Annotated in this window: 25 protein-coding genes and 1 tRNA gene; 19 read left to right on the top strand and 7 right to left on the bottom strand. The window is 60.6% G+C overall.

Features of this window, described 5'->3' with window-relative positions; genetic code table 11:
• The first annotated feature begins 134 nt into the window (after window positions 1-134).
• The 9 genes from V5735_RS08895 to V5735_RS08855 all read left to right on the top strand — a co-directional run bounded on the left by V5735_RS08895 (window position 135) and on the right by V5735_RS08855 (window position 10374).
• Entirely contained in the window at window positions 135-362 is a 228-nt protein-coding gene (locus tag V5735_RS08895) for a DNA-directed RNA polymerase subunit H (protein ID WP_007979681.1), read from the top strand.
• Window positions 362-1918, top strand: coding sequence for a DNA-directed RNA polymerase subunit B'' (locus tag V5735_RS08890; protein ID WP_007979678.1), 1557 nt, complete (start codon window positions 362-364; stop codon window positions 1916-1918). The genes V5735_RS08895 and V5735_RS08890 overlap by 1 nt, the downstream gene beginning before the upstream one ends.
• Entirely contained in the window at window positions 1918-3744 is a 1827-nt protein-coding gene (gene rpoB / locus V5735_RS08885; RefSeq protein ID WP_423743199.1) for a DNA-directed RNA polymerase subunit B, read from the top strand. The genes V5735_RS08890 and rpoB overlap by 1 nt, the downstream gene beginning before the upstream one ends.
• A gap of 1 nt (window position 3745) precedes the next feature.
• Window positions 3746-6676, top strand: a complete 2931-nt coding sequence (locus V5735_RS08880; RefSeq protein ID WP_423743198.1) for a DNA-directed RNA polymerase subunit A' — start codon at window positions 3746-3748, stop codon at window positions 6674-6676.
• The gene (rpoA2, locus tag V5735_RS08875; protein ID WP_423743197.1) at window positions 6669-7850 is read left to right on the top strand and encodes a DNA-directed RNA polymerase subunit A''; all 1182 of its coding nucleotides are present in this window, start codon (window positions 6669-6671) and stop codon (window positions 7848-7850) included. Before V5735_RS08880 ends, rpoA2 begins: the two co-directional genes overlap by 8 nt.
• Entirely contained in the window at window positions 7850-8278 is a 429-nt protein-coding gene (locus V5735_RS08870) for a NusA-like transcription termination signal-binding factor (protein WP_069452026.1), read from the top strand. The genes rpoA2 and V5735_RS08870 overlap by 1 nt, the downstream gene beginning before the upstream one ends.
• 326 nt (window positions 8279-8604) lie before the next feature.
• Window positions 8605-9174: a hypothetical protein gene (locus V5735_RS08865; protein ID WP_423743196.1), complete on the top strand. Its 570-nt coding sequence runs from the start codon at window positions 8605-8607 to the stop codon at window positions 9172-9174.
• Window positions 9175-9325: 151 nt separating this feature from the next.
• The gene (locus V5735_RS08860; RefSeq protein WP_007979666.1) at window positions 9326-9754 is read left to right on the top strand and encodes a 30S ribosomal protein S12; all 429 of its coding nucleotides are present in this window, start codon (window positions 9326-9328) and stop codon (window positions 9752-9754) included.
• 2 nt (window positions 9755-9756) lie between these two features.
• Window positions 9757-10374, top strand: coding sequence for a 30S ribosomal protein S7 (locus tag V5735_RS08855; RefSeq protein WP_007979662.1), 618 nt, complete (start codon window positions 9757-9759; stop codon window positions 10372-10374).
• A gap of 53 nt (window positions 10375-10427) precedes the next feature.
• Here V5735_RS08855 and V5735_RS08850 read toward each other — a convergent pair whose 3' ends face one another.
• On the bottom strand, window positions 10428-11189 hold the full coding sequence (locus V5735_RS08850; RefSeq protein ID WP_423743195.1) for a DUF5781 family protein: 762 nt from the start codon (window positions 11187-11189) through the stop codon (window positions 10428-10430).
• Between the two features lie 141 nt (window positions 11190-11330).
• Here V5735_RS08850 and V5735_RS08845 point away from each other — a divergent pair, with 141 nt between their 5' ends.
• Complete coding sequence (locus V5735_RS08845; RefSeq protein WP_423743194.1) at window positions 11331-13517, top strand: elongation factor EF-2; 2187 nt, start codon at window positions 11331-11333, stop codon at window positions 13515-13517.
• 24 nt (window positions 13518-13541) lie between these two features.
• Here the strand turns inward: V5735_RS08845 and V5735_RS08840 are convergent, their stop codons facing one another.
• Complete coding sequence (locus V5735_RS08840) at window positions 13542-13670, bottom strand: hypothetical protein (protein WP_018128917.1); 129 nt, start codon at window positions 13668-13670, stop codon at window positions 13542-13544.
• A gap of 428 nt (window positions 13671-14098) precedes the next feature.
• Between V5735_RS08840 and V5735_RS08835 the strand changes: the two genes are divergently transcribed.
• From V5735_RS08835 to V5735_RS08810, 6 genes are all read left to right on the top strand, one after another.
• Window positions 14099-14638: an amino acid-binding protein gene (locus V5735_RS08835; RefSeq protein ID WP_423743193.1), complete on the top strand. Its 540-nt coding sequence runs from the start codon at window positions 14099-14101 to the stop codon at window positions 14636-14638.
• Window positions 14635-15585 (top strand): homoserine dehydrogenase, encoded by a 951-nt coding sequence (locus V5735_RS08830; RefSeq protein WP_423743192.1) that lies wholly within the window; start codon window positions 14635-14637, stop codon window positions 15583-15585. Before V5735_RS08835 ends, V5735_RS08830 begins: the two co-directional genes overlap by 4 nt.
• A 145-nt stretch (window positions 15586-15730) precedes the next feature.
• Window positions 15731-16996, top strand: coding sequence for a translation elongation factor EF-1 subunit alpha (gene tuf / locus V5735_RS08825; RefSeq protein ID WP_423743191.1), 1266 nt, complete (start codon window positions 15731-15733; stop codon window positions 16994-16996).
• Between the two features lie 3 nt (window positions 16997-16999).
• On the top strand, window positions 17000-17308 hold the full coding sequence (rpsJ, locus tag V5735_RS08820; RefSeq protein WP_007979652.1) for a 30S ribosomal protein S10: 309 nt from the start codon (window positions 17000-17002) through the stop codon (window positions 17306-17308).
• 117 nt (window positions 17309-17425) lie between these two features.
• On the top strand, window positions 17426-18043 hold the full coding sequence (locus V5735_RS08815) for a rhomboid family intramembrane serine protease (protein ID WP_423743190.1): 618 nt from the start codon (window positions 17426-17428) through the stop codon (window positions 18041-18043).
• Window positions 18044-18048: 5 nt separating this feature from the next.
• Window positions 18049-18120: transfer RNA gene (locus V5735_RS08810), tRNA-Ala, on the top strand.
• Window positions 18121-18516: 396 nt separating this feature from the next.
• On the opposite strand, the gene V5735_RS08805 is transcribed toward V5735_RS08810, so the two are convergent.
• The 3 genes from V5735_RS08805 to V5735_RS08795 form a co-directional block, all read right to left on the bottom strand.
• Complete coding sequence (locus V5735_RS08805) at window positions 18517-19611, bottom strand: hypothetical protein (RefSeq protein WP_423743189.1); 1095 nt, start codon at window positions 19609-19611, stop codon at window positions 18517-18519.
• A 143-nt stretch (window positions 19612-19754) separates the two neighbouring features.
• Window positions 19755-20042 carry a winged-helix domain-containing protein gene (locus V5735_RS08800; protein ID WP_423743188.1) on the bottom strand — a complete coding sequence of 96 codons (288 nt, stop codon included), beginning with the start codon at window positions 20040-20042 and terminating at the stop codon, window positions 19755-19757.
• A 5-nt stretch (window positions 20043-20047) separates the two neighbouring features.
• Window positions 20048-20329, bottom strand: coding sequence for an ArsR family transcriptional regulator (locus V5735_RS08795; RefSeq protein ID WP_423743187.1), 282 nt, complete (start codon window positions 20327-20329; stop codon window positions 20048-20050).
• A 232-nt stretch (window positions 20330-20561) separates the two neighbouring features.
• Between V5735_RS08795 and V5735_RS08790 the strand changes: the two genes are divergently transcribed.
• The 3 genes from V5735_RS08790 (at window position 20562) to V5735_RS08780 (ending at window position 22056) form a co-directional block, all read left to right on the top strand.
• Window positions 20562-20735, top strand: coding sequence for a hypothetical protein (locus V5735_RS08790; RefSeq protein WP_423743186.1), 174 nt, complete (start codon window positions 20562-20564; stop codon window positions 20733-20735).
• 430 nt (window positions 20736-21165) lie between these two features.
• A complete protein-coding gene (locus V5735_RS08785) occupies window positions 21166-21642 on the top strand; it encodes an Lrp/AsnC family transcriptional regulator (RefSeq protein WP_423743185.1) in 477 nt (158 codons plus the stop codon).
• Window positions 21643-21750: 108 nt separating this feature from the next.
• Window positions 21751-22056, top strand: coding sequence for a HalOD1 output domain-containing protein (locus tag V5735_RS08780; protein WP_423743184.1), 306 nt, complete (start codon window positions 21751-21753; stop codon window positions 22054-22056).
• Between the two features lie 9 nt (window positions 22057-22065).
• Here the strand turns inward: V5735_RS08780 and V5735_RS08775 are convergent, their stop codons facing one another.
• Window positions 22066-22674, bottom strand: a complete 609-nt coding sequence (locus V5735_RS08775; protein WP_423743183.1) for a uracil-DNA glycosylase — start codon at window positions 22672-22674, stop codon at window positions 22066-22068.
• A 28-nt stretch (window positions 22675-22702) separates the two neighbouring features.
• The gene (locus tag V5735_RS08770; RefSeq protein WP_423743182.1) at window positions 22703-24007 is read right to left on the bottom strand and encodes an RNB domain-containing ribonuclease; all 1305 of its coding nucleotides are present in this window, start codon (window positions 24005-24007) and stop codon (window positions 22703-22705) included.
• Between the last annotated feature and the right edge of the window lie 34 nt (window positions 24008-24041).

The following is a 24041-nucleotide window of genomic DNA, read 5'->3' as shown; positions in this document are numbered from 1 at the left end:
TCCATTTGTGCGGAGGTTCGGGATAGCCGAGCGTGTGCGAACCGACTTAGCAAGTCTTAAATGAGTGCTGCGTGTAATACCCTGTAGTATCTCGTGATAGCCATTTCTCCCGCTAGGCGGAAACTCGCGCACACATGGTAGACGTAAGCCAACACAAAATGGTTCCGGAGCACTCAATCGTCGATTCGGACGAAATCGACGAGGTGCTCGCGGAATACGACATCAAGAGTACAGACCTGCCGAAAATCAAGCGGACCGACCCCGCGCTGCCGGACGACGCAGAGCCGGGTGACGTCATCAAAATCGTCCGCAACTCCCGAACGACGGAGAACGCCGTCGTGTATCGACTCGTGGTGGAATAATGCAACAGGAAGATCGACGCACACTATCGAGGGAGTATTTCTCGAAAGAACGACTCGCGGAGCATCACTACCGCTCGTTTAACGCCTTCCTGAATCGCGGCATGCAGGAAGTCGTTACCGAGAAGGGAATCATCGACACGGACATCGGTGACAAGGAGGGCGAAGAACCGGTGTTCGTCGAACTCGGCGACATTCGCGTGGTCACCCCGCGCGTACGTGAGGCGGACGGAAGCGAAGAGCTCCTGTATCCACAGGAAGCGCGCCTCCGCAACATCACGTACGCCGCACCGGTTTTCATGGAGATGACCATCGTCAAAGGAGAGGGCGACGACAAGCGCGTCGTCGATTCGACCGAGACGAAAGTCGGCCGGATGCCGATCATGGTCGGCTCTGAGAAGTGTAACATCGCCAACTTCGACAAGGAGGACCTGGTTGAGATCGGCGAGGACCCCGCCGACCCCGGCGGCTACTTCATCGTCAACGGTTCGGAGCGCGTACTGATGACCTCCGAGGACCTCGCCCCGAACAAGATTCTCGCCGAGTACGACACGAAGTACGGCGACGAGATTCAGGTCGCAAAGACGTTCAGCCAACGCCGCGGCTACCGCGCGCTGGTTCTCGTCGAGCGCTCGCGCGACGGCCTGCTCGAAGTGTCGTTCCCGTCGGTGTCCGGACGCGTGAACTTCGTCACGCTCGTTCGCGCGCTGGGACTCGAATCCGACGAGGAGATCGTCCACCGCGTCTCCGACGACCCGGAGATCGTGAAGTTCATGCTCGAAAACCTGGAGGCCGCCGAAGTCCAGACCCAAGAGGAGGCCATCGAAACCCTCGGGAAGCGGGTCGCCTCCGGACAGGGCAAGAACTACCAGCTGAAGCGTGCGAACTACGTCATCGACCGCTATCTCCTGCCGCACCTCCACGAGGACGGTGTCGAGGAGGAGGAAGTGCGCATCAACAAGGCGTACTACCTCGCGCGGATGGCCGAGGCGTGTTTCGAACTCGCGCTGGGACGCCGCGACTCCGACGACAAGGACCACTACGCCAACAAGCGGCTGAAGGTCTCCGGCGACCTCATGAAGGACCTGTTCCGCACGGCGTTGAACAAACTGGCGCGCGACGTGAAGTACCAGCTCGAACGCGCGAACATGCGCAACCGGCAGTTGTCCGTGAACACGGTGGTTCGGTCCGACGTTCTCACCGAACGTCTCGAACACCCGATTGCAACCGGCAACTGGGTCGGTGGCCGCTCCGGCGTCTCGCAGTTGGTCGACCGGACGGACTTCATGGGTGTGCTGTCACACCTTCGCCGTCTCCGCAGTCCGCTGTCGCGGAGCCAGCCTCACTTCGAGGCGCGTGACCTGCACGCGACCCAGTGGGGTCGTATCTGCCCGTCCGAGACGCCTGAAGGACCGAACTGTGGTCTGGTGAAGAACTTCGCGCAGGCGATGGAGCTGAGCCAGAACATCGAGGACGAACAGGAACTCAAACAGGAACTGTCGTCGATGGGAGTCGAGGGGATTCCCGGAATCGAGAGCATCGAAGGGAGCGCAGACTGATGAGTCAGGGACGAGAAGCGAAAGTATACGTCAACGGCAGTTTGGTCGGGACGCACCCCGACCCCGAACAGCTCGCAAATCAGGTACGAGAGGCACGTCGGCGCGGCGACGTGAGCGAGATGGTGAACGTCTCGGTCAAAGGACGGACCAGCGAAGTCATCATCAACGCGGACGCGGGTCGTGCCCGCCGTCCGCTGCTCGTGGTCGAAGACGGCGAGACTCGCATCACGGACGAGGAAGTCGAGGCGCTCAATCAGGGCGACCTCTCGTTCGACGAACTCGTCGAGCGCGGTAAGATCGAGTTCATCGACGCCGAGGAAGAAGAGGACATCTACGTCGCGGTCGACGACGAGGAGTTAAACGAGGACCACACGCACCTCGAAATCGACCCGCAGCTCATCTTCGGTATCGGTGCCGGGATGATCCCGTACCCGGAACACAACGCCAGCCCGCGCATTACGATGGGTGCGGGGATGATGAAGCAGTCCATCGGGCTGCCGTCGGCGAACTACCGAATTCGCCCGGACACGCGCCAGCACCTCTTCCACTACCCGCAGCTCTCGATGGTGAAGACGCAGACGACGGAGCAGATCGGGTTCGACGACCGACCCGCCGCCCAGAACTTCACCGTCGCGGTCATGAGCTACGAAGGGTTCAACATCGAGGACGCGCTCGTCATGAACAAGGGGTCGGTCGAGCGCGCGCTCGCTCGCTCGCACTTCTTCCGGACCTACGAGGGCGAAGAACGTCGCTACCCCGGTGGACAGGAGGATCGCTTCGAGATTCCGAGCGACGACGTTCGCGGTGCCCGTGGCGAGGACGCGTACACGCACCTCGACGAGGACGGACTGGTCAACCCCGAGACGCGCGTGGACGAAAACAGCGTTCTGCTCGGCAAGACGAGTCCGCCCCGGTTCCTCGAAGAACCCGACGACATGGGCGGACTGTCGCCGCAGAAACGCCGCGAGACGAGCGTTACGATGCGCTCGGGCGAATCCGGCGTCGTGGACACCGTGACGCTGATGGAGGGCGAGGATGGCTCGAAGCTCTCCAAGGTGTCGGTGCGCGACGAGCGAATTCCCGAACTCGGGGACAAGTTCGCGTCGCGGCACGGACAGAAAGGTGTCGTCGGCCACATCGCGCCGCAGGAGGACATGCCCTTCACGCAGGAGGGCGTCGTCCCGGACCTCATCGTCAACCCGCACGCGCTGCCGTCGCGCATGACGGTCGGTCACGTGCTGGAGATGATCGGTGGAAAGGTCGGTGCGATGGAAGGCCGCCGCGTCGACGGGACGGCCTTCTCCGGCGAGGACAAAGAAGAACTCCGCTCGGCGCTGCAAGAGCGCGGCTACAAGTCGTCCGGCAAGGAGATCATGTACTCTGGCGTGACGGGCGAGAAGATCGAGGCGGAGATTTTCGTCGGCACCATTCTCTATCACAAGCTCTACCACATGGTGTCGAACAAACTCCACGCCCGGTCGCGCGGCCCGGTGCAGGTACTGACGCGCCAGCCGACGGAAGGTCGCGCCCGCGAAGGTGGTCTCCGAATCGGGACCATGGAGCGTGACTGTTTCGTCGGACACGGCGCGGCACTGGCGCTCAAAGAACGGCTTCTCGACTCCTCCGACCGCGAGTGGATCTACGTCTGCGGTCAGTGTGGCATGAGCGCGGTCGAGAACATCGACCAGAACCGCGTTTACTGCCCGAACTGCGAGGAGGAAACGGACATTCACGAAATCGATATGAGCTACGCTTTCAAGCTCCTGCTCGACGAGATGAAAGCTCTCGGCATCGCGCCGCGACTCGAACTGGAGGATACAGTCTAAAATGTCAACAAATCAAACTCCCAAGGAGATCGGCTCCGTCAGCTTCGGCCTGATGGACCCGGAGGAGTACCGAGAAATGTCGGCGACGAAAATCATCACCGCCGACACCTACGACGACGACGGATTCCCCATCGACATGGGGCTGATGGACCCGCGATTGGGCGTCATCGACCCCGGTCTGGAGTGTAAGACGTGCGGGCAGCACTCAGGCTCGTGTAACGGCCACTTCGGTCACATCGAACTGGCCGCCCCCGTCATCCACGTCGGATTCACGAAACTCATCCGCCGCCTCCTTCGCGGTACCTGCCGCGACTGTTCCCGACTCCTCCTGACCGAGGAGGAAAAGGAAAAGTACCTCGGCATGCTCACGCGGACGAAGGAACTCGGCAACGACATAACCGACGTGACGAAGGCGGCGATTCGAGAGGCGCGGAAGAAGGACCGGTGCCCGCACTGTGGTGAGATTCAGTACGACATCAACCACGAGAAGCCGACGACCTACTACGAGGTTCAGCAGGTGCTCACGAGCGAATACTCGGAGCGCATCGCGTCCCGGATGCAGGGTCGAAACGAGGAGGGTGACGAGGACGAAGACCTCGAACCCGTTTCGCCACAGGAGCTAGCGGACAAGACGGATATCGATCTCTCGCGCATCAACCAGATAATCTCCGGCGAATTCCGGCCACGCGAGGCGGACCGGAAGGCCATCGAGAAGGCGCTTTCCATCGACCTGACGACCGAGGACATGAACAAGCTGATGCCCTCGGACATCCGCGACTGGTTCGAAGACATCCCGGACCAGGACATCGAAGCGCTCGGTATCGATTCGAGTCGCTCGCGCCCCGAGTGGATGATTCTGACCGTCCTGCCGGTGCCGCCGGTGACGGCCCGTCCGTCTATCACGCTGGACAACGGCCAGCGCTCCGAGGACGACCTGACCCACAAGCTGGTGGACATCATCCGCATCAACCAGCGGTTCATGGAGAACCGCGAGGCCGGTGCGCCACAGCTCATCATCGAGGACCTGTGGGAACTGCTCCAGTACCACGTCACGACGTTCATGGACAACGAGATTTCGGGCACGCCGCCCGCCCGTCACCGCTCCGGGCGTCCGCTGAAGACGCTTTCCCAGCGGTTGAAGGGGAAGGAAGGTCGTTTCCGTGGCTCGCTGTCCGGCAAACGCGTGAACTTCTCGGCACGGACCGTCATCTCCCCGGACCCGACGCTCTCGCTGAACGAGGTCGGCGTCCCGCGACGGGTCGCCCGCGAGATGACCCAGACGATGAACGTCACGCCGCGAAGCATCGAGGAGGCTCGACGCTACGTTCGAAACGGACCCGAAGGCCACCCCGGCGCGAACTACGTCAAGCGGCCGGACGGACGACGGTTGAAGGTGACCGAGAAGAACTGCGAGGAACTCGCGGAGAAGGTCGAACCGGGATGGGAGGTCAATCGACACCTCATCGACGGCGACATCGTTATCTTCAACCGACAGCCGTCGTTGCACCGGATGTCCATCATGGCCCACGAAGTGGTCGTGATGCCGTACAAGACGTTCCGGCTGAACACCGTCGTTTGTCCGCCGTACAACGCCGACTTCGACGGGGACGAGATGAACATGCACGCGCTCCAGAACGAGGAGGCACGCGCGGAGGCACGCGTGCTCATGCGCGTGCAGGAACAAATCATCTCCCCGCGCTTCGGTGAGAACATCATCGGCGCGATTCAGGACCACATCTCGGGAACGTATCTCCTCACCCACCACAATCCGCACTTCAACGAGACGCAGGCGCTCGACCTGCTCCGCGCGACGCGGATCGACGAACTGCCGGAGGAGGACGGGACGGAGGAGGACGGAACCCCGTACTGGACGGGACAGACGCTGTTCTCGGAACTCCTGCCGAACGGCATCGAACTCGAGTTCACGAGCTCGACGGGCGACACCGTGGTCATCGAAAACGGTCAGCTCATCGAAGGGACGATAGACGAGGACGCGGTCGGCGCTTTCGGCGGGGAGATCGTCGACACCATCTGTAAGGAGTACGGCGAAACCCGCGCCCGTCACTTCATCAACGAAGTCGCGACGCTGGCGATGCGTGCCATCATGCACTTCGGGTTCTCCATCGGTATCGACGACGAGACGATTCCGGTGGGCGCACAGGAACAGATCGACGAAGCCATCGACAACGCCTACGAACGCGTCCAGGACCTCATCCAAACGTACGAGAACGGCGATCTGGAATCGCTTCCGGGTCGAACCGTCGACGAGACGTTGGAGATGAAGATCATGCAGACGCTCGGCAAGGCGCGTGACTCCGCCGGTGACATCGCGGAGGACCACTTCGCCAGCGACAACCCGGCGGTCATCATGGCCGACTCCGGTGCGCGTGGGTCTCTGCTCAACCTGACCCAGATGGCCGGCTGTGTCGGCCAGCAGGCAGTTCGGGGCGAGCGCATCAACCGCGGATACGAGGACCGCACGCTCTCGCACTATCAGGAAGACGACCTGTCTGCCGACGCCCACGGTTTCGTGGAACACTCCTACACCGGCGGTCTGACGCCGCTCGAGTTCTTCTTCCACGCGATGGGGGGTCGTGAGGGCCTGGTGGACACGGCAGTTCGGACGTCCAAGTCCGGCTACCTCCAGCGCCGCCTCATCAACGCCCTGTCCGAACTCGAAACCCAGTACGACGGAACGGTGCGCGACAGCAGCGACACCATCGTCCAATTCGAGTTCGGCGAGGACGGCACCTCGCCGACGCAGGTTTCCTCGGACGAGGAGAACCCGATAGACGTAGCGGGCATCGCGGACCAGATTCTCGAAGAGGAGTTCGACAGCGAGGACCGCAAACTCGAATTCCTCGGCGAACGACGGCCGCCGACGAATCTGTCCGAACACGCAGACACACGGCAGGTGGAATCAGATGACTGAGATAACTGACGACATCGAAGCGATCGTCGAGGATACGGAACTTCCCCGACGACTCAAGGACGAAGTGTACGAGACCATCGAATCGCGCGATGGTATCTCGCTCGAACAGGTGACGGACATCGCCAAAGCGGTCGAACACCGCTACCTCGACACGCGGGTCGACCCGCTCGACCCCGTGGGGACGGTGAGCGCACAGTCGATTGGCGAACCGGGAACGCAGATGACGATGAACACGTTCCACTACGCGGGCGTGGCGGAGATGGACGTGACGCAGGGGCTTCCGCGCCTCATCGAACTCGTGGACGCGCGGAAAACGCCCGACACGCCCATCATGACCGTCTATCTGGAGGACGAGTACGCGGAAAACCGCGAGAAAGCACACGAAGTCGTCTGGAACATCGAGGCGACGAAAATCCTCGCGCTCGGAGATATCTCGACGAACGTCGCCGACATGATCGTGTCCATCAACTTGAACGAGGACACGCTCGAAGAGCGCATGATAACCATCGACGAGGTTGCATCCATCATCGAGGACAGTCTGGGCGTCCAGACGGCCCAGAAGGGATCGGTCATCGAGTTCGGTCCCGACCAGCCGAGTTACCGCAAACTCCTACAGTTGGTCGAGGAACTCCGCGAAATCGTCTTCAAGGGTATCGAGGAGATATCCCGCGTCGTCATTCGCCGCGAATCGCTCGACGACGGCGAGGAGTTCGTCCTCTACACTGAGGGGTCGGCGTTCAGCGACACGCTCGAAATCGAGGGCGTCGATGCCTCTCGGACGACGTGTAACAACATCCACGAGATTTACCGAACGCTCGGCGTCGAGGCGGCCCGCGAATCCATCATCGAGGAGACGATGGACACGCTGGAAGAACAGGGTCTCGGCGACGTGAACGTTCGACACCTGATGCTCGTGGCCGACATCATGACAAACCGTGGTACTATCGAATCCATCGGCCGACACGGCATCTCCGGCAGCAAGGAGTCCGTCCTCGCACGTGCGGCGTTCGAGGTGACGGTGAACCACCTGCTCGATGCCGCCATCCACGGCGAAGTCGATGACCTGAACGGCGTCATCGAGAACGTCATCGTCGGTAAACCGATCAAACTCGGAACGGGCGACGTGAATCTCCGGATGGGTTCGGTTAGTCGCGGTGCGGAACCGTCCGACTGATGACGGTAACGCTCACCGACACGGCGCGACAGTACATCGCCCTCTTCGAGGACGAGACGGGTGCGACCGCCCGGGACTGTGTCGTCCTCGGTGACGACGACAAGCGTGTCATCTTCGTCGTCAAACCCGGCGAGATGGGCCAGGCCATCGGACCGGGCGGAAAACACGTTCGGAGCGTCGAGGAGCAACTCGGCGCGGACGTGGAACTCGTCGAAGACGCGGACGAACCGGGCCGATTCGTGGTCAACGCCTTGGCACCGGCGGAGGTCCGTCACGTCACCATCAGCGAAAACGACGATACCGTCGCCTACGCCGAGGTGGCACAGCAGGACACCGGCGTCGCCATCGGGACGGACGGCCGCAACATCGAAGCCGCGAAACTGCTGGTGTCGCGCCACTTCGACGTGGACGACATCCAGTTGACCTAACCCAGCTTTTTCGAGGGAGTAAGGCAGAGCGCGAGTTGCGCTCGCGCTCTGCTCACGACCGCAGAAAAAGCTGGACCAAAAGCCAGCGCTCCTCCCGTCGCTCACTGCGTTCGCTTTGGTCGTCGATCGGCCCGCTCGCCGCTCGCTCCGCTCCCGCTCGCGGTGGGTGGTCGTCATTCGCGGCGGCGACACGGATTGCTGATTTTTCGGGACGTTCGGACGACCTGCACATCGACACGTTCTCGGAGCGTCGGGGATGGTCGGCACAACCGCCGAGAGTAACGCGCGTGTCAAGGTTTATATTAGCGAATCGCCATTTTCGAGGTATGAATCTCCGCTCCCTCGTCCGCCCCCGACGGGCGCTCGCGTTCCCGTTCGTCGCCGTTCTGTACCCGCTTCTCTGGTTCATCATACGTGATGCGGACATCGCGGCGGCGTACGGGGTATCCGGCGTCGTTCCGCGGGCACTCGGATTCGCCGTGGGTGCCGTGGTCGTGAGCTACGTCGTCGCCGTCGCGGTCGTGGAACTGGTCGATGGAGATGCGGATTCAGCTTCGACGTGGAGGCGCTGGCTGTTCGCCCCCTCGAATCGCGCACTCGCGCTGTTCGCGGTCGTTTCGCTGCTGCTCGGGGTTCAACTACTCGACGTGACGACCACGCCGGTGTGGCTTCGTGACGCCGAGCGACTGCTCGGTGTCGTCGTCGGGTGGCCGCTCCTTGTGACGTACCTCGGTGGATTCGGCCTGAGTGTGCTTCTCGGGGAATCGCTCGCCGTCCAATTCGTTGCCGTGGCCGTCGGCGTTTCGCTGTCGGTTGTGTGGTTGTTCGTCCTGTTCGGATGGTTTACGGACGCCGTTTCGCGGTCGTCCGGGATGGGAACCCTGCTGAACCGATGATGCAGACCGGTTCCAACGAACCCGTTGGCTCGGCTTAGAATCATTGAAACGGTCTCAAATCGCTTTATCGACCCCTTTCGAGCGACCTGCGGGCGTTTCGTCGCTTCCAAAAGGGGACGCTTAAGTACCTTCGTCGGATAGTCCACTGCATATGGCGAACGGCAAGTACGCAGCTCGTAAGCTGAAGAAGGACCGCCAGAAGCATCGGTGGTCTGACTCCGATTACGCCCGACGCGAGCGCGGTCTCGGGGAGAAATCCGACCCCCTCGAAGGCGCGCCGCAGGGCCGAGGTATCGTGCTGGAGAAAGTGGGCATCGAGGCGAAACAGCCCAACTCCGCAATCCGAAAGTGTGTCCGTGTTCAGCTCATCAAGAACGGAAAGCAAGTTTCCGCGTTCTGTCCCGGTGACGGTGCGATTTCGTTCATCGACGAGCACGACGAGGTTACCATCGCCGGTATCGGTGGTGCGAAGGGTCGTGCGATGGGTGACATCTCGGGTGTCAACTACAAGGTCGAGAAGGTCAACGGCGTGAGCCTGAAAGAACTGGTTCGCGGAAACGCGGAGAAACCGGTCCGATAACCATGAGTGCAGACGAAGAACAACCAGAGCCGGAACAGGAAGTCGGCACCGAAGGCGAGGAGATGGCCGCGAAGCTGTTCGGAACGTGGGACGTCTCGGAGATCGAGTTCAACGACCCGAGCACCGAGCGCTACATCAACATCACGCCCGTCGCGCACACGATGGGTCGCCACGCCTCCAAGCAGTTCCAGAAGAGCGAAATCAGCATCGTCGAGCGCCTCATCAACCGTCTCATGCAGACGGAAGAGAACACGGGCAAGAAACAGCAGACGATGAAGATCGTCCGCAGCGCGTTCGACATCGTTCACGAACGCACCGAGGAGAACCCGGTGCAGGTCCTCGTCCGCGCGGTCGAGAACGCCGCCCCGCGTGAGGAGACGGTCCGCCTGAAATACGGTGGTATCTCCGTCCCCAAGGCAGTCGACGTCGCGCCCCAGCGCCGCGTCGACCAGTCCCTGAAGTTCATCGCGGAGGGTGCCCACGGCGCGTCGTTCAAGACCTCGACCGACGCTGAAGAGGCGCTCGCCTCTCAGCTCATCGGTGCCGCGGACTACGATGTCCAGACCTACGCTGTCAACCAGAAAGAAGAGAAAGAGCGCGTCGCCGCTGCGGCCCGTTAAATTCTCTCGTACTTCTCTCGTTTATCGTTTGTCGCGAGTTTCGACTCTGTGTTTCAGTCCGCCGCTTGCGTGCGTTCACCGTCGCCGTTTCCGAGGACGTACTCGCGCGCGGTGTCCACGAGGGCCTTTCTGTATTCGCTCTCGGTCGGGTCGTCGGTCAGCGAGAGGAATCGGTATTTGAATCCCTGCACGTCGACGGTGGGCGCATCTCGGGAGGCGGTGCGGGCGAGGTCGTAGAGGCGATGGTCGCGCGGAACGAGGTCGTGACGCTCGACCATGGCGAGTGCAAACGCGGCGTTGACGGCGGTCATCTCCGGGTCTGACGTGGCGGTCAGTCGCCGCCCGCGAACCTCGGCGGGGCGGTCCGCGACCGCCGACGCGAGTTCCGATTCGAGGAAGGTGACGAGTTTGTCGCTCGGGCCGACTCGGAGCGTGATGTCGTCGGCGTAGATGTCCTTCATGTGGTTCGCGATTTGATAGCAGTGGGTGAGCTTCCGCCGCTCGACCGACTGCCCGGCGAACGCGAGGAACAGCACCTCCGCGGTTGACTGGGTGTGCGAGGGGTGAGACTGCTCGTTGCGCGCCATGTGGGAATACTCGTGGAGCGCGAGCTCGCGGGCCATGACGCTGGTCGCGGCCTGCCGCGAGATGTTGAGCACGTGGTGGTCATCGGGGTGGGCGGTCCACGTCCGCTCGTCTGGGTCGTCACGGACGCGGACGTGAACCGGTCGTTCGAGGTCGAGTTCGGTTTCGAAGATGTCGGAGGCGCTGAGGAATGGGCTCGGGGACGTCAAACCGTGTACTCGGATATCCATGCGTGTCGTTGGCACGGTCTACACCGTCATTACTCTTGTGCCATATGTGACTGTTTAGCAGGGAAATGGCCCGTTTCCGGCCGTTTTACGGGCGGGAAAACACTACGCTTTTCAACCTCGTACAGGTAGGGATACCCATATATGGGTAGACGAAAGAAGATCGTCGAACAGTGTGAGCGGCTCATGGACAAACCGGAACAGATCCGGAATATCGCCATCGCCGCCCACGTCGACCACGGTAAAACGACACTGACGGACAACCTTCTCGCCGGTGCGGGCATGATCGCCGACCAAGGCGAAGCCACCCAGTTGATGATGGACACGGAGGAGGACGAACAGGAACGCGGTATCACCATCGACGCGGCGAACGTCTCGATGACCCACGAGTACGAGGGCGACGAACACCTCATCAACCTCATCGACACGCCGGGCCACGTCGACTTCGGTGGCGACGTGACTCGTGCGATGCGCGCCGTCGACGGTGCGCTCGTCGTCGTGGACGCCGTCGAAGGCGCGATGCCGCAGACGGAGACCGTCGTCCGACAGGCGCTCCGCGAGGGTGTTAAGCCGACCCTGTTCATCAACAAGGTGGACCGACTCATCTCGGAACTCCAAGAGGGTCCCGAGGAGATGCAACGCCGCCTGCTCAACGTCATCGACGACGTGAACGAGCTGATTCGCGGCATGACCGAGGACATGGACGACGTGGACGACTGGACCGTCTCCGTCGAAGACGGAACCGTCGGGTTCGGGTCGGCACTCTACAAGTGGGGTGTCTCGATGCCGTCGATGCAAGCGACGGGCATGGACTTCGGCGACATCATGGACCTCGAACGCAACGACAAGCGCCAGGAGCTTCACGAGAAGACGCCGCTGTCGGACGTCATCCTCGACATGGTCTGTGAGCACTTCCCGGACCCCATCGAGGCGCAGCCCCGTCGTATCCCGCGCGTCTGGCGTGGGGACGACGAGTCAGAACTCGCCGAACAGATGCGACTCGTGGACCCAGACGGCGAAGTCGTCCTGATGGTCACCGACATCGGTATCGACCCGCACGCCGGCGAAATCTCCGCCGGTCGTGTCTTCTCCGGCACGCTGGAGAAAGGCCAAGACCTCTACATCTCGGGAACCGTCGGAACGAACCGCGTCCAGAGCGTCGGTATCTACATGGGTGGCGAACGCGAGGAAGTGGAGCGCGTCCCCGCCGGGAACATCGCGGCCGTCACCGGTCTGAAGGACGCTATCGCCGGTTCCACGGTATCGAGCGTGGAGATGACGCCGTTCGAGTCCATCGAGCACATCAGCGAACCCGTCATCACGAAGTCCGTCGAGGCAAAGAGCATGGACGACCTGCCGAAACTCATCGAGACGCTCCGACAGGTCTCCAAGGAAGACCCGACCATCCAGATCGACATCAACGAGGACACGGGTGAACACCTCATCTCCGGACAGGGTGAACTCCACCTCGAAGTCATCACCCAGCGTATCGAGCGCAACCAGGGTATCCCGGTGACGACCGGTGAGCCTATCGTCGTCTTCCGCGAGCAGGTTCAGGGTGCGACCACCGAAGTCGAAGGTATCTCCCCGAACCGCCACAACCGGTTCTACATCACGGTCGAACCGCTTGGCGATGAAATCGTCGAGAAGGTTCGACTCGGCGACGTGTCGATGGACATGCCCGAGCAGGACCGCCGTGAGGTCCTGCAGGAAGCCGGTATGGACAAGGACACCAGCCAGAACGTGGAGCACATCCACGGGACGAACATCCTCATCGACGACACGAAGGGTATCCAGCACCTGAACGAGACGATGGAACTCGTCATCGAAGGGCTGGAAGAGGCGCTCGATAACGGTCCGCTCGCGGCCGAACCCGTTCAGGGGACGCTCATCAAACTTCACGACGCGCGCCTCCACGAGGACACCATCCACCGTGGTCCGGCACAGGTCATCCCTGCGGTCCGACAGGCAGTGCACAACGCACTCATCCACGGTCACGTCAAACTCCTCGAACCGATTCAGAACGTCCGCATCGACGTGCCGAACGAGCACATGGGTGCCGCGTCCGGCGAGATTCAGGGTCGCCGTGGCCGCGTGGACGACATGTACCAGGAGGGTGACCTCATGGTCGTCGAAGGTATCGCGCCCGTTGACGAGATGATCGGGTTCTCCTCGGACATCCGCAGTGCGACGGAAGGTCGTGCGTCGTGGAACACCGAGAACGCCGGGTTCCGCGTCATGGCGGACAACCTCCAACCCGAGACCATCATGGAAATCCGAGAGCGCAAGGGGATGAAGTTGGAACTCCCGCAGGCCGTCGATTACTTCTAATCGACGCTCACCGCTTTCGAACCGCTATCTTTTGAGTCTCTCCCGAGTCAGGAACTCGATTTCGCTCGTCACGTCGCCGTCCGCGCGGTATCGTTTTTCACGTGCCATCGCCACCAACCAGCGCTCGCTCTTTCGCGGCGAGATGCGTCTCACGGGGTCGTCGGCGGAGAATCGTCCGCATCGCGTACCGCATGATCTTCGACGTCGCTACGTCAGAATGGCCGTCTCGCTCCGAGTACGACTGCGCAGCTATCGGTCACCCCGGATGACGATTTCCGCGTTGCACACCGGGCACACGCGGTCCCGGCTATCGAAGGCCGTCTGGCAGAACGCACACACGTGGTCTTCATTCGTACTGGTACTACTCGCACCGACCGCATCGGTAAATCGCATCATCTATCACCGATTCACCCGTTCACGGTCCACGGGTATTACTACGACCCCGTTAACGCATGACATAGGTTGTGACTAACGCCGGTTTCACATCGTTTTTCTCCGTTGCATCCCGTTGCCGTCCTTCGATTGGAGAATTTTGCGACCGACTCAAGGCTTATTGCCTCCCGCCCCCCAATCCTGTCATCATGAGCGACCACGGCGGCGGCCCGGTACAAGCGTACACGGTTCGTTTGGAACTCTCGGACGAACCGGGTGAACTCCTTCGGGCTCTCGAACCGATTGCCGACTACGGTGGCAATCTACTCAGTGTCTTTCACGAACGCGGCTCACTCACTCCTCGCGGCAACATCCCGGTTGAAGTTGATTTCGAGTGTCATCCCAACCGATTCGAAACTATCGTTTCCGCACTTCGCACAGCGAGCATCAACGTCATCCGCGCGGGTGCGGAGCGATACGACGAGGAAGTGACCGTCATCCTCACCGGTCACATAATCGATACGAACGTCTCGGATACGCTCTCGCGGATTACGGCCGAATCGAACGCGTCCGTCGTCGATATCTCCCTGTCGGCCCCCGAAGGGACGAGCGACGTATCGAGCGCGCGCCTCCGCCTCGCCACGGACTCCGCCGATACGCGCGACGTTCTCGAAACCGTCGAAGCGGTCGCGGATGACAAGGATTTGCGCTTCATCGCGCCGTTGACCGACGGGGAGGGGGTCGCATGAAACTCGCCGTGTTCGGTGCCGGTGCCGTCGGTCGGTCCGTCGTTGAGCTAGCGGGGGAGTACGGGCACACCGTGACGGCGCTGGCGGACTCGTCGAGTGCGGTCGTGGATTCGAGCGGCATCGACGTGGCCGCGACGCTCGAACGCAAGACCAGCGACGGGACCGTCGGGGACGTAGACCCGCAAACCGCGCTCGAAAGCGAATACGACGTGCTGGTCGAGGTGACGCCGACGACGCTCGGCGACGCACAACCCGGATTCGGCCACGCACGCGAGGCGTTCGCGCGCGACCGTGACGTCGTGTTGGCGAACAAGGGGCCGGTCGCGGAACGCTACGACGAGTTGCGCGCGCTCGAACGCGAGAGCGAGGGGGTCCTGCTGTTCGAGGCGACGGTCGGCGGCGCGATTCCCGTCCTCTCGACCATCACCGACGTCGGGACGGAGAACGTCACCGCGGTTCGCGGCGTCCTCAACGGGACGGCCAACTTCGTCCTCTCGCGGATGGCGACCGAGGGGTTGAGCTACGAGCACGTCCTCGCCGAAGCACAGGACCTCGGCGTCGCGGAGGCCGACCCCTCGTTCGACGTGGACGGAACCGACGCCGCGCTGAAATGTGCGATTCTCGCCAACGTGCTGTTCGACGGCGGCTACACGCTCGTGGACGCGGACGTTTCGGGCATCCGCGACCTGCCGGGAAGCGCCCTCGAACTGGCGGCCGAGGACGGGTGGACGATTAGACTGGTCGGCGAAGTGTCCCGGAACGGCGTCAGCGTCGCGCCACGGCTCGTGCCCGAAAACGGGACGCTCGCCGTCTCGGGGACGCGGAACATCGTCCAGTTCGAGACGAAACACGCGGGGCAACTGAACATCAGCGGACGCGGTGCGGGCGGCGACGAAACGGCGACGGCGGTTCTGGCGGACGTGAGCCGTCTCGAACGGGAAACGTGAGCGGCGTCCGTGCCGCAACTAACCATGGCATCTGTTGCCATTAACCGCCAGACGGCGGCGAGATGGCCTGCATAGCGTATCGAAATGGTTTTAACCGCTTCTGCCAAATAATTCCTCCAGAGCGCATCTGCGCGTGAGATATACAATGAGCGACAAACCACACCAGAACTTGGCCGTCATCGGCCACGTCGACCACGGTAAGAGTACGATGGTCGGGCGACTCCTCTTCGAGACAGGGAGCGTCCCGGAGCACGTTATCGAACAGCACCGCGAAGAAGCGGAAGAGAAGGGTAAGGGCGGCTTCGAGTTCGCCTACGTGATGGACAACCTCGCCGAGGAGCGAGAGCGTGGTGTAACCATCGACATCGCCCACCAGGAGTTCGACACCGACGAGTACTACTTCACCATCGTCGACTGTCCGGGCCACCGTGACTTCGTGAAGAACATGATCACGGGCGCATCGCAGGCGGACAACGCGGTCCTCGTCGTCGCCGCCGACGACGGTGTCGCGCCGCAGACGCAGGAGCACGTCTTCCTCTCGAAGACGCTCGGTATCAACGAACTCATCATCGCGGTCAACAAGATGGACGTCGTTGATTACAGCGAGGACAAGTACGAGGCAGTCAAGGACGAAGTTTCCAAGCTCCTGAAGCAGGTCAACTTCAAGTCCGACGACGCGACGTTCGTCCCCACCTCGGCGTTCGAGGGCGACAACGTTTCCGAGCAATCGGACAACACGCCGTGGTACGACGGCCCGACGCTGCTCGAGGCCCTTAACGACCTCGAAGCACCCGAGCCACCGACGGACGCGGACCTCCGTCTCCCCATCCAGGACGTGTACACGATCTCCGGCATCGGTACGGTGCCAGTCGGACGTGTCGAGACCGGTACGCTCAACACGGGCGACAACGTGTCGTTCCAGCCGAGCGACGTCGGCGGCGAAGTGAAGACCGTCGAGATGCACCACGAAGAAGTTCCGAAAGCGGAACCCGGTGACAACGTTGGTTTCAACGTCCGCGGCATCGGCAAGGACGACATCCGTCGCGGTGACGTGTGTGGCCCGGCCGACAACCCGCCGAAAGTGGCCGACACGTTCACGGCTCGCATCGTCGTGATGCAGCACCCGAGCGTCATCACGGCCGGTTACACGCCGGTCTTCCACGCCCACACGGCGCAGGTCGCGTGTACCATCGAGTCCATCGACGCGAAGATCAACCCGTCCACCGGTGAAGTCGCCGAGGAGAACCCGGACTTCATCAAGTCCGGCGATGCGGCAAAGGTCACGGTCCGACCGCAAAAGCCACTCAGCATCGAACCGGCAGGCGAAATCCCGGAACTCGGTTCCTTCGCTATCCGTGACATGGGTCAGACCGTCGCGGCCGGTCAAGTCCTCGAAGTCAACGAGAAGTAAACGATGCAGCAAGCACGAGTCCGACTCGCAGGAGCCAACCCCTCGGACCTCGACGACATCTGCGACGATGTTCGTGAAATCGCCGAGAAAACCGGCGTCTCCCTGAGCGGTCCGATTCCGCTCCCGACGAAGACGCTGGAGATTCCGACGCGCAAGTCGCCTGACGGAGAGGGCACCGCGACGTGGGAACACTGGGAGATGCGCGTCCACAAGCGCCTCATCGACCTCGACGCCGATGAACGCGCGCTTCGACAGTTGATGCGTATTCAGGTTCCGAACGACGTAAGCATCGAAATCGTCCTCGAAGACTAAGGGATACCCCGTATCCCGCTCAGTTCGAGGCCCGCGCAATCTTCTTTCGTTTTTTACCTATCGACCAGCGGGCGCACCGTGTGGTCGTTTTTTGTGCTCTCGGTGACGAGTAGTGGTATGCGTCTCTCCCGCTCGCCGACGATACAGACGCTCGTCGCCTTCGCCGTCGTGTTCGTCCTCCAAACCGTGGTCGGGTTCATCAGACCGTTTTTGGCGGTGAGCCTGTTCGCCCTCGCGCCGCCCGTGTCGGTTCATCCGTGGACGCTCCCGTTGAGCGTGTACTCCCACGCCAACTTCGGGCACCTGTTCTCCAACGCCGTCGCGCTGGTGCTCGCCGGACTCCTCGTCGAGCGCGTGACGACGACGGTGCGCTTCCACGCCTTCTTCATCACGGTTGGGATGCTCTCCGGCCTCGTGCAGGTGTGGGTCGGTGGCCTGTTCTCCCCGGCCGCCCCCGCCGTCCTCGGAGCCAGCGGCGCGGTCCTCGGTTTGTACGGCTATCTCCTCGCCGGAAACCCGGTCTCGGACGCCGTGTTCGGACGGCTTCGCCTCTCGCGCCGCGCACAGGCCGTCATCGTCGTCGCGTTCACCACCCTCATCACCCTGATGACGGCCGCGCCCGGCGTGGCGCTCCTCGCCCACTTCACCGGCTTCGCCGTCGGCCTAATCGCGGGACGGCTTCACATACTCCGCGTCGAAACACAAGCTACAAGTAACGACCGGGCGGTACAATAAGTCGAGGGCTCGTAGATCAGTGGCAGATCGCTTCCTTCGCAAGGAAGAGGCCCCGGGTTCAAATCCCGGCGAGTCCACTTCTCTCACTCCACTTCGTTCCGTTCGATCAGTGGACTCGCCGTAGTCCCCCTCGATCACTTCGTTCGCTTGCGGGACTCCCGGCGAGTCTACGACGAGCGGGAATTTACTATGCCGCCACATTCTATGCAGGACGGGTATGGCGGTTCAATTCATATTCACCATCTTTGACAGGTCGTTGAGTAGCAGGGGGCGGCGTCAAGCTGACTGGGTGGGGCTGACGCCATGCTCAACGCGGGCTCTGTTGAAATTCTCCACAGAAGATACGAATCGCTTGTTGAATACAGAGGATTTATCTTACAGAGCGACGACCTAAGATGAGCACGAATATGACCTCCTCATCGCCATGAGCGCGGCGTGACTTGTGACAAACGCGCGGGCGGCCTCAAATGCTCTTAATCACTGCTGGGACATAACTGCATTAGACTAACAACCTCCCATCGAAAGATAGGATAATAATCCGTATACTCACTTTGTCGTGGGTTGCCTGGAACAGCCGCCCTTACTTCGTCAACGAACTTTGATCGATATTTATCGAAGTCCGATTGTTCTATAGCATCCCAAAATATCAAACAACATAGGCTGAATGTTATGGGTAAGATAGAAACACTGCTACCTTCTCCGTGAACGTTGTAATGTCGTTGATTGGAGAGAATCTGTAAAAAGTGGTCCATCTCACCAATATCTTCATCTGAATCTATTACTCCAGATAAAGACTTCAGATGTTTTGATTCATATCGACTAATGTCATCCACTTGTGCGAGAGTGTCATTAGTAGTTGGATTTGCGACGTGATATCTCCATAATTGTAGCCGGTCATGATATCCTACACCGGACTTGGAACTGTGATTGCTACTCCATGGACTACTTACCGGTGGATTTTCGAGCCTCCCATCAATTGTCAGAAACCTACTACAGTGTCGGCAAACCAATCCGTCCAATAAAGCGAGTGAAACAGGAGAAAACAGTCTTAAAGTGTCTATCTCAGAGATATCATTGGTTAGCCTGAGAGAATTTTGAATATAATTTTCTACTGATGGATTTGGGTATGGGGCACTCATTCTTAATGGCAAATTGAGTAATCGATGCATCAAGAACATGTCATTTATCAAATTAGCGCTCCCAGGAGAAGGAGCGGGGTCTGGATGATATGGATTTGTTATCTTTTCAAATACGTTACTGTTCCTCCGGAGATATTGGACGAAAGCCAAGGTCCACGACCAGTATGAATAGTGCTCAGCAGTGACTACGAAATTTTTCGCCCTGAGAGATACATCACACAAATATCGTGGGAATTCCCTTAGCTCTGACAGGGAAAGGTCATGCACAACTCCATCTAAAAATACATTCTTACGAGATACATGGGAGTTTTCGGCAATCATGACTCCATCGCTCGCTGAGAATCCAGTCCAATCATTGTATTTATCAACGAAATCATCCACTCGTTCTCTAATTGAACCTCCGTCTCCTGTTGGGGTTTCGGGTGGCATACTATCAGTCCTGGTCTCTATTTGTATAAATTCTTGTTGCAACAAGAGTAATCGAATAGACCTGAAATTATGCCTGCCACAGACGCGCCATGTATTCAGCACGACTTCTGAAGTCGATCACTTCTCGAGGGCGCATACCGCATCTACTCCTCGTCTCTCTCCAACTCACTCGCCGCAAGCTCACCGGCGAGATACTGCTCGCCTTTCTCGGTGATTCGATAGTACGACCCGGTTTGACGGACTTCCTCGATTAAACCGGCGTCCTCCAAAAGCGGCAGTCGGCGCTTGATAGTCGAATAAGAAATATCCGTCCCATCCAGCTCAAAGTTGACTTGAAGCGTCTTTTTGTTCAGAGCGACACAGCTCTCACCGAGTAGTTCGAGAATCCGGTCATCGCTTCCCGTCATCCACGATGATGGTCGGCGTCGCATGGTGACTACTCCTTGTCTCGCTCCAAGTCACTCGCCGCAAGTTCACCGGCGAGATACTGCTTGCCTTTCTCGGTGATGCAGTAGATCCCCCTGTCCTCGTCGTAGTACTCGACCAGCCCTGCCGAATGAAGTTCACGGAGGCGACTCCGTATGTGGGATATTTGATAATCGATGTTGGCCTGAACCACTGCCGGATTCGCGTTGATCGGCTTGTTACCCTCGTTTAGTAGAAACTCCAAAATAACGTTGTCTGCCCGCGTCATCCATTCTACCCGAGGGCGTCGCATCCGGTTGTAACCAAACCAATTCGTATGTTAATTTGATTGATTCCAATTTCTCACCATCTCTATCGAGACACTGAGTGTATGGTTTGATACGCTAGTGTTAAGTGACTGCTCGGAGATGTCATCATACGGAAGTCAATGACGGACTACCTCATCGCCAACCCAGCCCCATTTTGGCGAGTCGAAGCGTCAGGAATCGAGTCCGTGTGGCTTCCGTACACGCCTGTGAGAACCCATGTGCTCCGAGAATTCGTCGGACGAGAATACGGAATCCCTATCGCCCCCCGACTGTCCCGTCTGTGGCGCGCCCGTCCTGCTGGTCGTGACGCGCGGGCCGGAGAGCCACGAGTGTCGGCCCTGTGGCTGTTCGGTCGGGTTGGAAACCGCGCGGGATTTCTTCGACCGGTGAGAAAATCCCAGCCTCCCACGAGATTTTCGAATGATTCGCACGTCCCCCGTTCCCCGCGGTGTCGGGGAGTTGTTTTCCGTCCGTCAACTCCCTCCGAGCGGACCACCGTTTCACGGCTGATTCCGGCGGCACGACCGGTTTACGATGGTGATTCGACCGCATCGCCCGATTCCGTTCTCCTAACCGTTTCACCGAGTTCGCGCCCGTCGCACCCCGCTTAGCCGGGATATAATAAAGCCGATAGCGGTATTCGTGTGAAATACGCCCGAAGCCCGGGTGTACTCTCAGGCAAGCGTTCGACGGTGCCGGAGGCGCTGGTGGCGAGCTGGCCTCTCGCCGTGTTTCGGCCATGCCTCCCACGAAAGTTTGTCATCTCGAACGCCTGCCGACTTTTTCAGGACCGAAACCGAGTACCGAGGTTACCAGAACAATGAGCTACGACACACTCGACGAGGTTGACCGCGGCATCCTTCACCTGCTCCAGCAGGACGCACGCAACGTGACGACGACCGAAATCGGCGACGCCGTGGGCGTCTCCGCCAGCACCGTCGGCAACCGACTCCGAGAACTCCGGGAGAAGGGAGTCATCGACGGCTACTATCCTCAAATCGACTACCACGACGCCGGGTTTCCGCTCCGCGTCCTCTTCATCTGCACCGCGTCGATACCCGACCGCGAGGACCTCGCCGAACGCGCGCTCGACGCGCCGGGCGTGGTCACCGTCAGGGAGATCATGGCCGGTGTCGAAAACCTCCACGTCGAAGCGGTTGCGACGACCCGCGACGACGTGGCCGACGTCGCGCGGAAACTCGACGAACTCGGGTTGGAAGTCGTCGAGGAGGTGCTGGTAAAGAACGAGCACGTGCAACCGTTCGACCACTTCGGGGGCGATACCGTCTCGGAGTGACTCGCGCGGGATTATTTCGAAATTCGGAAAATACTATCTTCAGAATCGAATCCACACAGATTTTTCCGACATACTTATCCATTGACGAATCTTAGGGGGTGTACCGGAATGGAACATACTCCCTACCGTGTGCAGGACGGTGAGCGTCCCAGTACTGCCGTCGTCAATTCGATTGCGGATTACGAAGATGCCTCCCCGGACGACATCGGACCGCGCCTGTACGACGTTATCGACCCCGACGCGTTGGATTCGCTGTTCCGACCGCGGGTCGACGGCGCAGCCCGGGGCGGGGGCAAAGCGGTGTTCCGCTATCGCGGCTACGAAATCACGTACGAGAGCGACGGATGGATCCACATCACCGACGATTCGACTCCCCCGGCCGACGCGTCCGGAACTGCACCCGCGGACGAGTGAGAAGACGAGTCAGACGAGTGCCGCGAGCGTTGACTCGATGGCAGCGACGTACTCCGCTCGGTCGTAGCCGAGCCTCCCTCGCCAGATGTTCTCGTAGGACGGGTGGAGGAGCGGCAACAGCACCACGTCGAGTCGTTCGCACTCCACTGGCGACAGCACTCGGTCGAGAAACCCCTCCATCGGTATCGATTCGAAATCGAGCAGAAGTTTCGTGGCGTGTTTTCCCGTCGAAACGACGACGGTCGGGTCCACCGTCGCTAGCTCCGTTTTGAGGTGGTCGAAACAGTTGTCGAGTTCCTCCTCCCGCGGCTCTCGATTCGACCCGTCCTCGCCCTCCGGGAAGCACTTCACGGCGTTCGTGAAGTACGCGTCGTACCCGAGGTCAGAAAACAGCGACCGGATTTTTCGACCCGAGTGGCGCGTGGTGTAGGCCATGCCCGTCCAGTTACCGCCTCGCCATCGCTCCGCATCCGGTGCCCCCGCGCCGGGTGCCTCGCCGACGACCATCACGTCGGCCGAACGCGGCCCGGTCCCCCACGAGATGCGGTTCCGGCACTCGACGAGTTCGGGACACCGCGAGCAGTCGGGTTCGAGGACGGTACGCGAGTCTGGAAACATGGCTGAAAAATCGCCCGTTCGACCGCGCTCAGTCCTCGTCCCCGTCCGTGTCTTCGTCCTCTTCGACGATTTCGATGCCGCGGTTGTTGACCGCGTTGGGGTCGAGTCCGACCTCCTCCAAAAACTGTTTGTACTCGCGTTCGCAGGCCTCCGCGTCGGCCTGCTTGTCGCTGGCGCGGTCACAGAGCGCCACGAGGTCCTCGGGCACGTCGTTCGTGTAGACGATCCAGTGGTTGATGAGGTCCGACAGTCGCCGAATCGGGCTGGTGAAGTGACCGTAGATCTCGAAATTCAGCGCGTGGTGTCCTCCGAACGGGTCGCTCATGTAGCGAGCGCGGGGCATCACCTTCATCACGGCCCACTGGATTTTGTCGAGCTGTCTGCCCGGTGCATCCTCCAGCGTGGCGTTGACCGCTTTCCGCGGGTCGTCCCACGTGCTGCCCGGAATCGAGACGCCGTTTAAGTCCTGAATCTCCTGCAGCGCCTTGCCCCACTCGTCCGGCGTCGGCTGGGGGTGGACGCGGTACATCGCCTCGACGCCGCGGCCCCACATCAGTTCGTGCGTGACCGCCTTGTTCGCCTTCAGCATCGACTCCTCGATGATGGTGTGCGCGCGGTCGCGCCGCGGATTCAGGACGAGGCTGCCGTCCTCCTTTCGCTGCTCGTGCATCCGGTCTGCGAGTTCGAACGAGAGCTTACACTCCTCGTGCAGCGGCGCGTCCTCGTCGTCGATTCGCTCCTCGGCTTGCGAGTAGGTGAGTCGCTCGTCGCTCCGAATGACGGATTTGTAGATGTCGATGGTTTCGTAGGAGAGGTTCTCCTTTTCGAGGTGCATCTCGACGGTGTGCGCGAGGCGGTCCTCGTTCGGTACGAGCGAACAGACCGTCTCCGCGAGCATCGGCGGGAGCATGTGAATCGTGTAGCCGGGGAGGTACACCGTGTTCCCGCGCTTGACCGCCTCTTCCCACATGTTCGATTCCGGGTGGACGTAGTGGGTTACGTCGGCGATGTGGACCCAGAGGACGTACTCGTCCTCGCGCTCCTCGACGGAGATGGCGTCGTCGAAGTCCTGCGCGTCGATGGGGTCCGTCGTCCACGTCGTCATATCGCGCAGGTCGGTCCGCTCTTCGGCTTCGTCCTGAATCTCCTGCTGGATGTTCTCGGTTCGCTTTTCGGCCTCGGTCATCACGGCCTGTGGAAACTCGTCCCTGATTTCGAACTTCTCGAACAGTTTTTCGCGCTTGCTGTCGAGTCGCTCGGCGAGGTCTTCGGAGATTTCGACCGGCCCTTGGCCTTCGGCGGTTCCCGCCTCGGCCTGTGCGTCGCTCGTCATGGCCGCTGGTAAGGGTGTTGGGAAGTTAGGCGTA

The sequence above is a fragment of the Haladaptatus sp. SPP-AMP-3 genome, assembly GCF_049568665.1.
GTDB lineage: Archaea > Halobacteriota > Halobacteria > Halobacteriales > Haladaptataceae > Haladaptatus > Haladaptatus paucihalophilus.
The sequence above is the reverse complement of the archived record's forward strand: the minus strand, read 5'-3'. Positions and strand labels throughout refer to the sequence as shown.

Excerpts from the sequence above, each read along its gene's own strand:
- V5735_RS08780 (WP_423743184.1), top strand. The coding sequence starts at position 21,751 with ATGGAACATACTCCCTACCGTGTGCAGGACGGTGAGCGTCCCAGTACT.
- V5735_RS08895 (WP_007979681.1), top strand. The coding sequence starts at position 135 with ATGGTAGACGTAAGCCAACACAAAATGGTTCCGGAGCACTCAATCGTC.
- V5735_RS08865 (WP_423743196.1), top strand. The coding sequence starts at position 8,605 with ATGAATCTCCGCTCCCTCGTCCGCCCCCGACGGGCGCTCGCGTTCCCG.
- V5735_RS08890 (WP_007979678.1), top strand. The coding sequence starts at position 362 with ATGCAACAGGAAGATCGACGCACACTATCGAGGGAGTATTTCTCGAAA.
- V5735_RS08850 (WP_423743195.1), bottom strand. The coding sequence starts at position 11,189 with ATGGATATCCGAGTACACGGTTTGACGTCCCCGAGCCCATTCCTCAGC.
- V5735_RS08870 (WP_069452026.1), top strand. The coding sequence starts at position 7,850 with ATGACGGTAACGCTCACCGACACGGCGCGACAGTACATCGCCCTCTTC.
- rpsJ (WP_007979652.1), top strand. The coding sequence starts at position 17,000 with ATGCAGCAAGCACGAGTCCGACTCGCAGGAGCCAACCCCTCGGACCTC.
- V5735_RS08805 (WP_423743189.1), bottom strand. The coding sequence starts at position 19,611 with ATGCCACCCGAAACCCCAACAGGAGACGGAGGTTCAATTAGAGAACGA.
- V5735_RS08785 (WP_423743185.1), top strand. The coding sequence starts at position 21,166 with ATGAGCTACGACACACTCGACGAGGTTGACCGCGGCATCCTTCACCTG.
- V5735_RS08770 (WP_423743182.1), bottom strand. The coding sequence starts at position 24,007 with ATGACGAGCGACGCACAGGCCGAGGCGGGAACCGCCGAAGGCCAAGGG.
- V5735_RS08860 (WP_007979666.1), top strand. The coding sequence starts at position 9,326 with ATGGCGAACGGCAAGTACGCAGCTCGTAAGCTGAAGAAGGACCGCCAG.
- V5735_RS08845 (WP_423743194.1), top strand. The coding sequence starts at position 11,331 with ATGGGTAGACGAAAGAAGATCGTCGAACAGTGTGAGCGGCTCATGGAC.
- V5735_RS08880 (WP_423743198.1), top strand. The coding sequence starts at position 3,746 with ATGTCAACAAATCAAACTCCCAAGGAGATCGGCTCCGTCAGCTTCGGC.
- V5735_RS08800 (WP_423743188.1), bottom strand. The coding sequence starts at position 20,042 with ATGCGACGCCGACCATCATCGTGGATGACGGGAAGCGATGACCGGATT.
- V5735_RS08775 (WP_423743183.1), bottom strand. The coding sequence starts at position 22,674 with ATGTTTCCAGACTCGCGTACCGTCCTCGAACCCGACTGCTCGCGGTGT.
- rpoB (WP_423743199.1), top strand. The coding sequence starts at position 1,918 with ATGAGTCAGGGACGAGAAGCGAAAGTATACGTCAACGGCAGTTTGGTC.
- V5735_RS08855 (WP_007979662.1), top strand. The coding sequence starts at position 9,757 with ATGAGTGCAGACGAAGAACAACCAGAGCCGGAACAGGAAGTCGGCACC.
- V5735_RS08830 (WP_423743192.1), top strand. The coding sequence starts at position 14,635 with ATGAAACTCGCCGTGTTCGGTGCCGGTGCCGTCGGTCGGTCCGTCGTT.
- V5735_RS08790 (WP_423743186.1), top strand. The coding sequence starts at position 20,562 with ATGTGCTCCGAGAATTCGTCGGACGAGAATACGGAATCCCTATCGCCC.
- V5735_RS08815 (WP_423743190.1), top strand. The coding sequence starts at position 17,426 with ATGCGTCTCTCCCGCTCGCCGACGATACAGACGCTCGTCGCCTTCGCC.
- V5735_RS08795 (WP_423743187.1), bottom strand. The coding sequence starts at position 20,329 with ATGCGACGCCCTCGGGTAGAATGGATGACGCGGGCAGACAACGTTATT.
- tuf (WP_423743191.1), top strand. The coding sequence starts at position 15,731 with ATGAGCGACAAACCACACCAGAACTTGGCCGTCATCGGCCACGTCGAC.
- rpoA2 (WP_423743197.1), top strand. The coding sequence starts at position 6,669 with ATGACTGAGATAACTGACGACATCGAAGCGATCGTCGAGGATACGGAA.
- V5735_RS08835 (WP_423743193.1), top strand. The coding sequence starts at position 14,099 with ATGAGCGACCACGGCGGCGGCCCGGTACAAGCGTACACGGTTCGTTTG.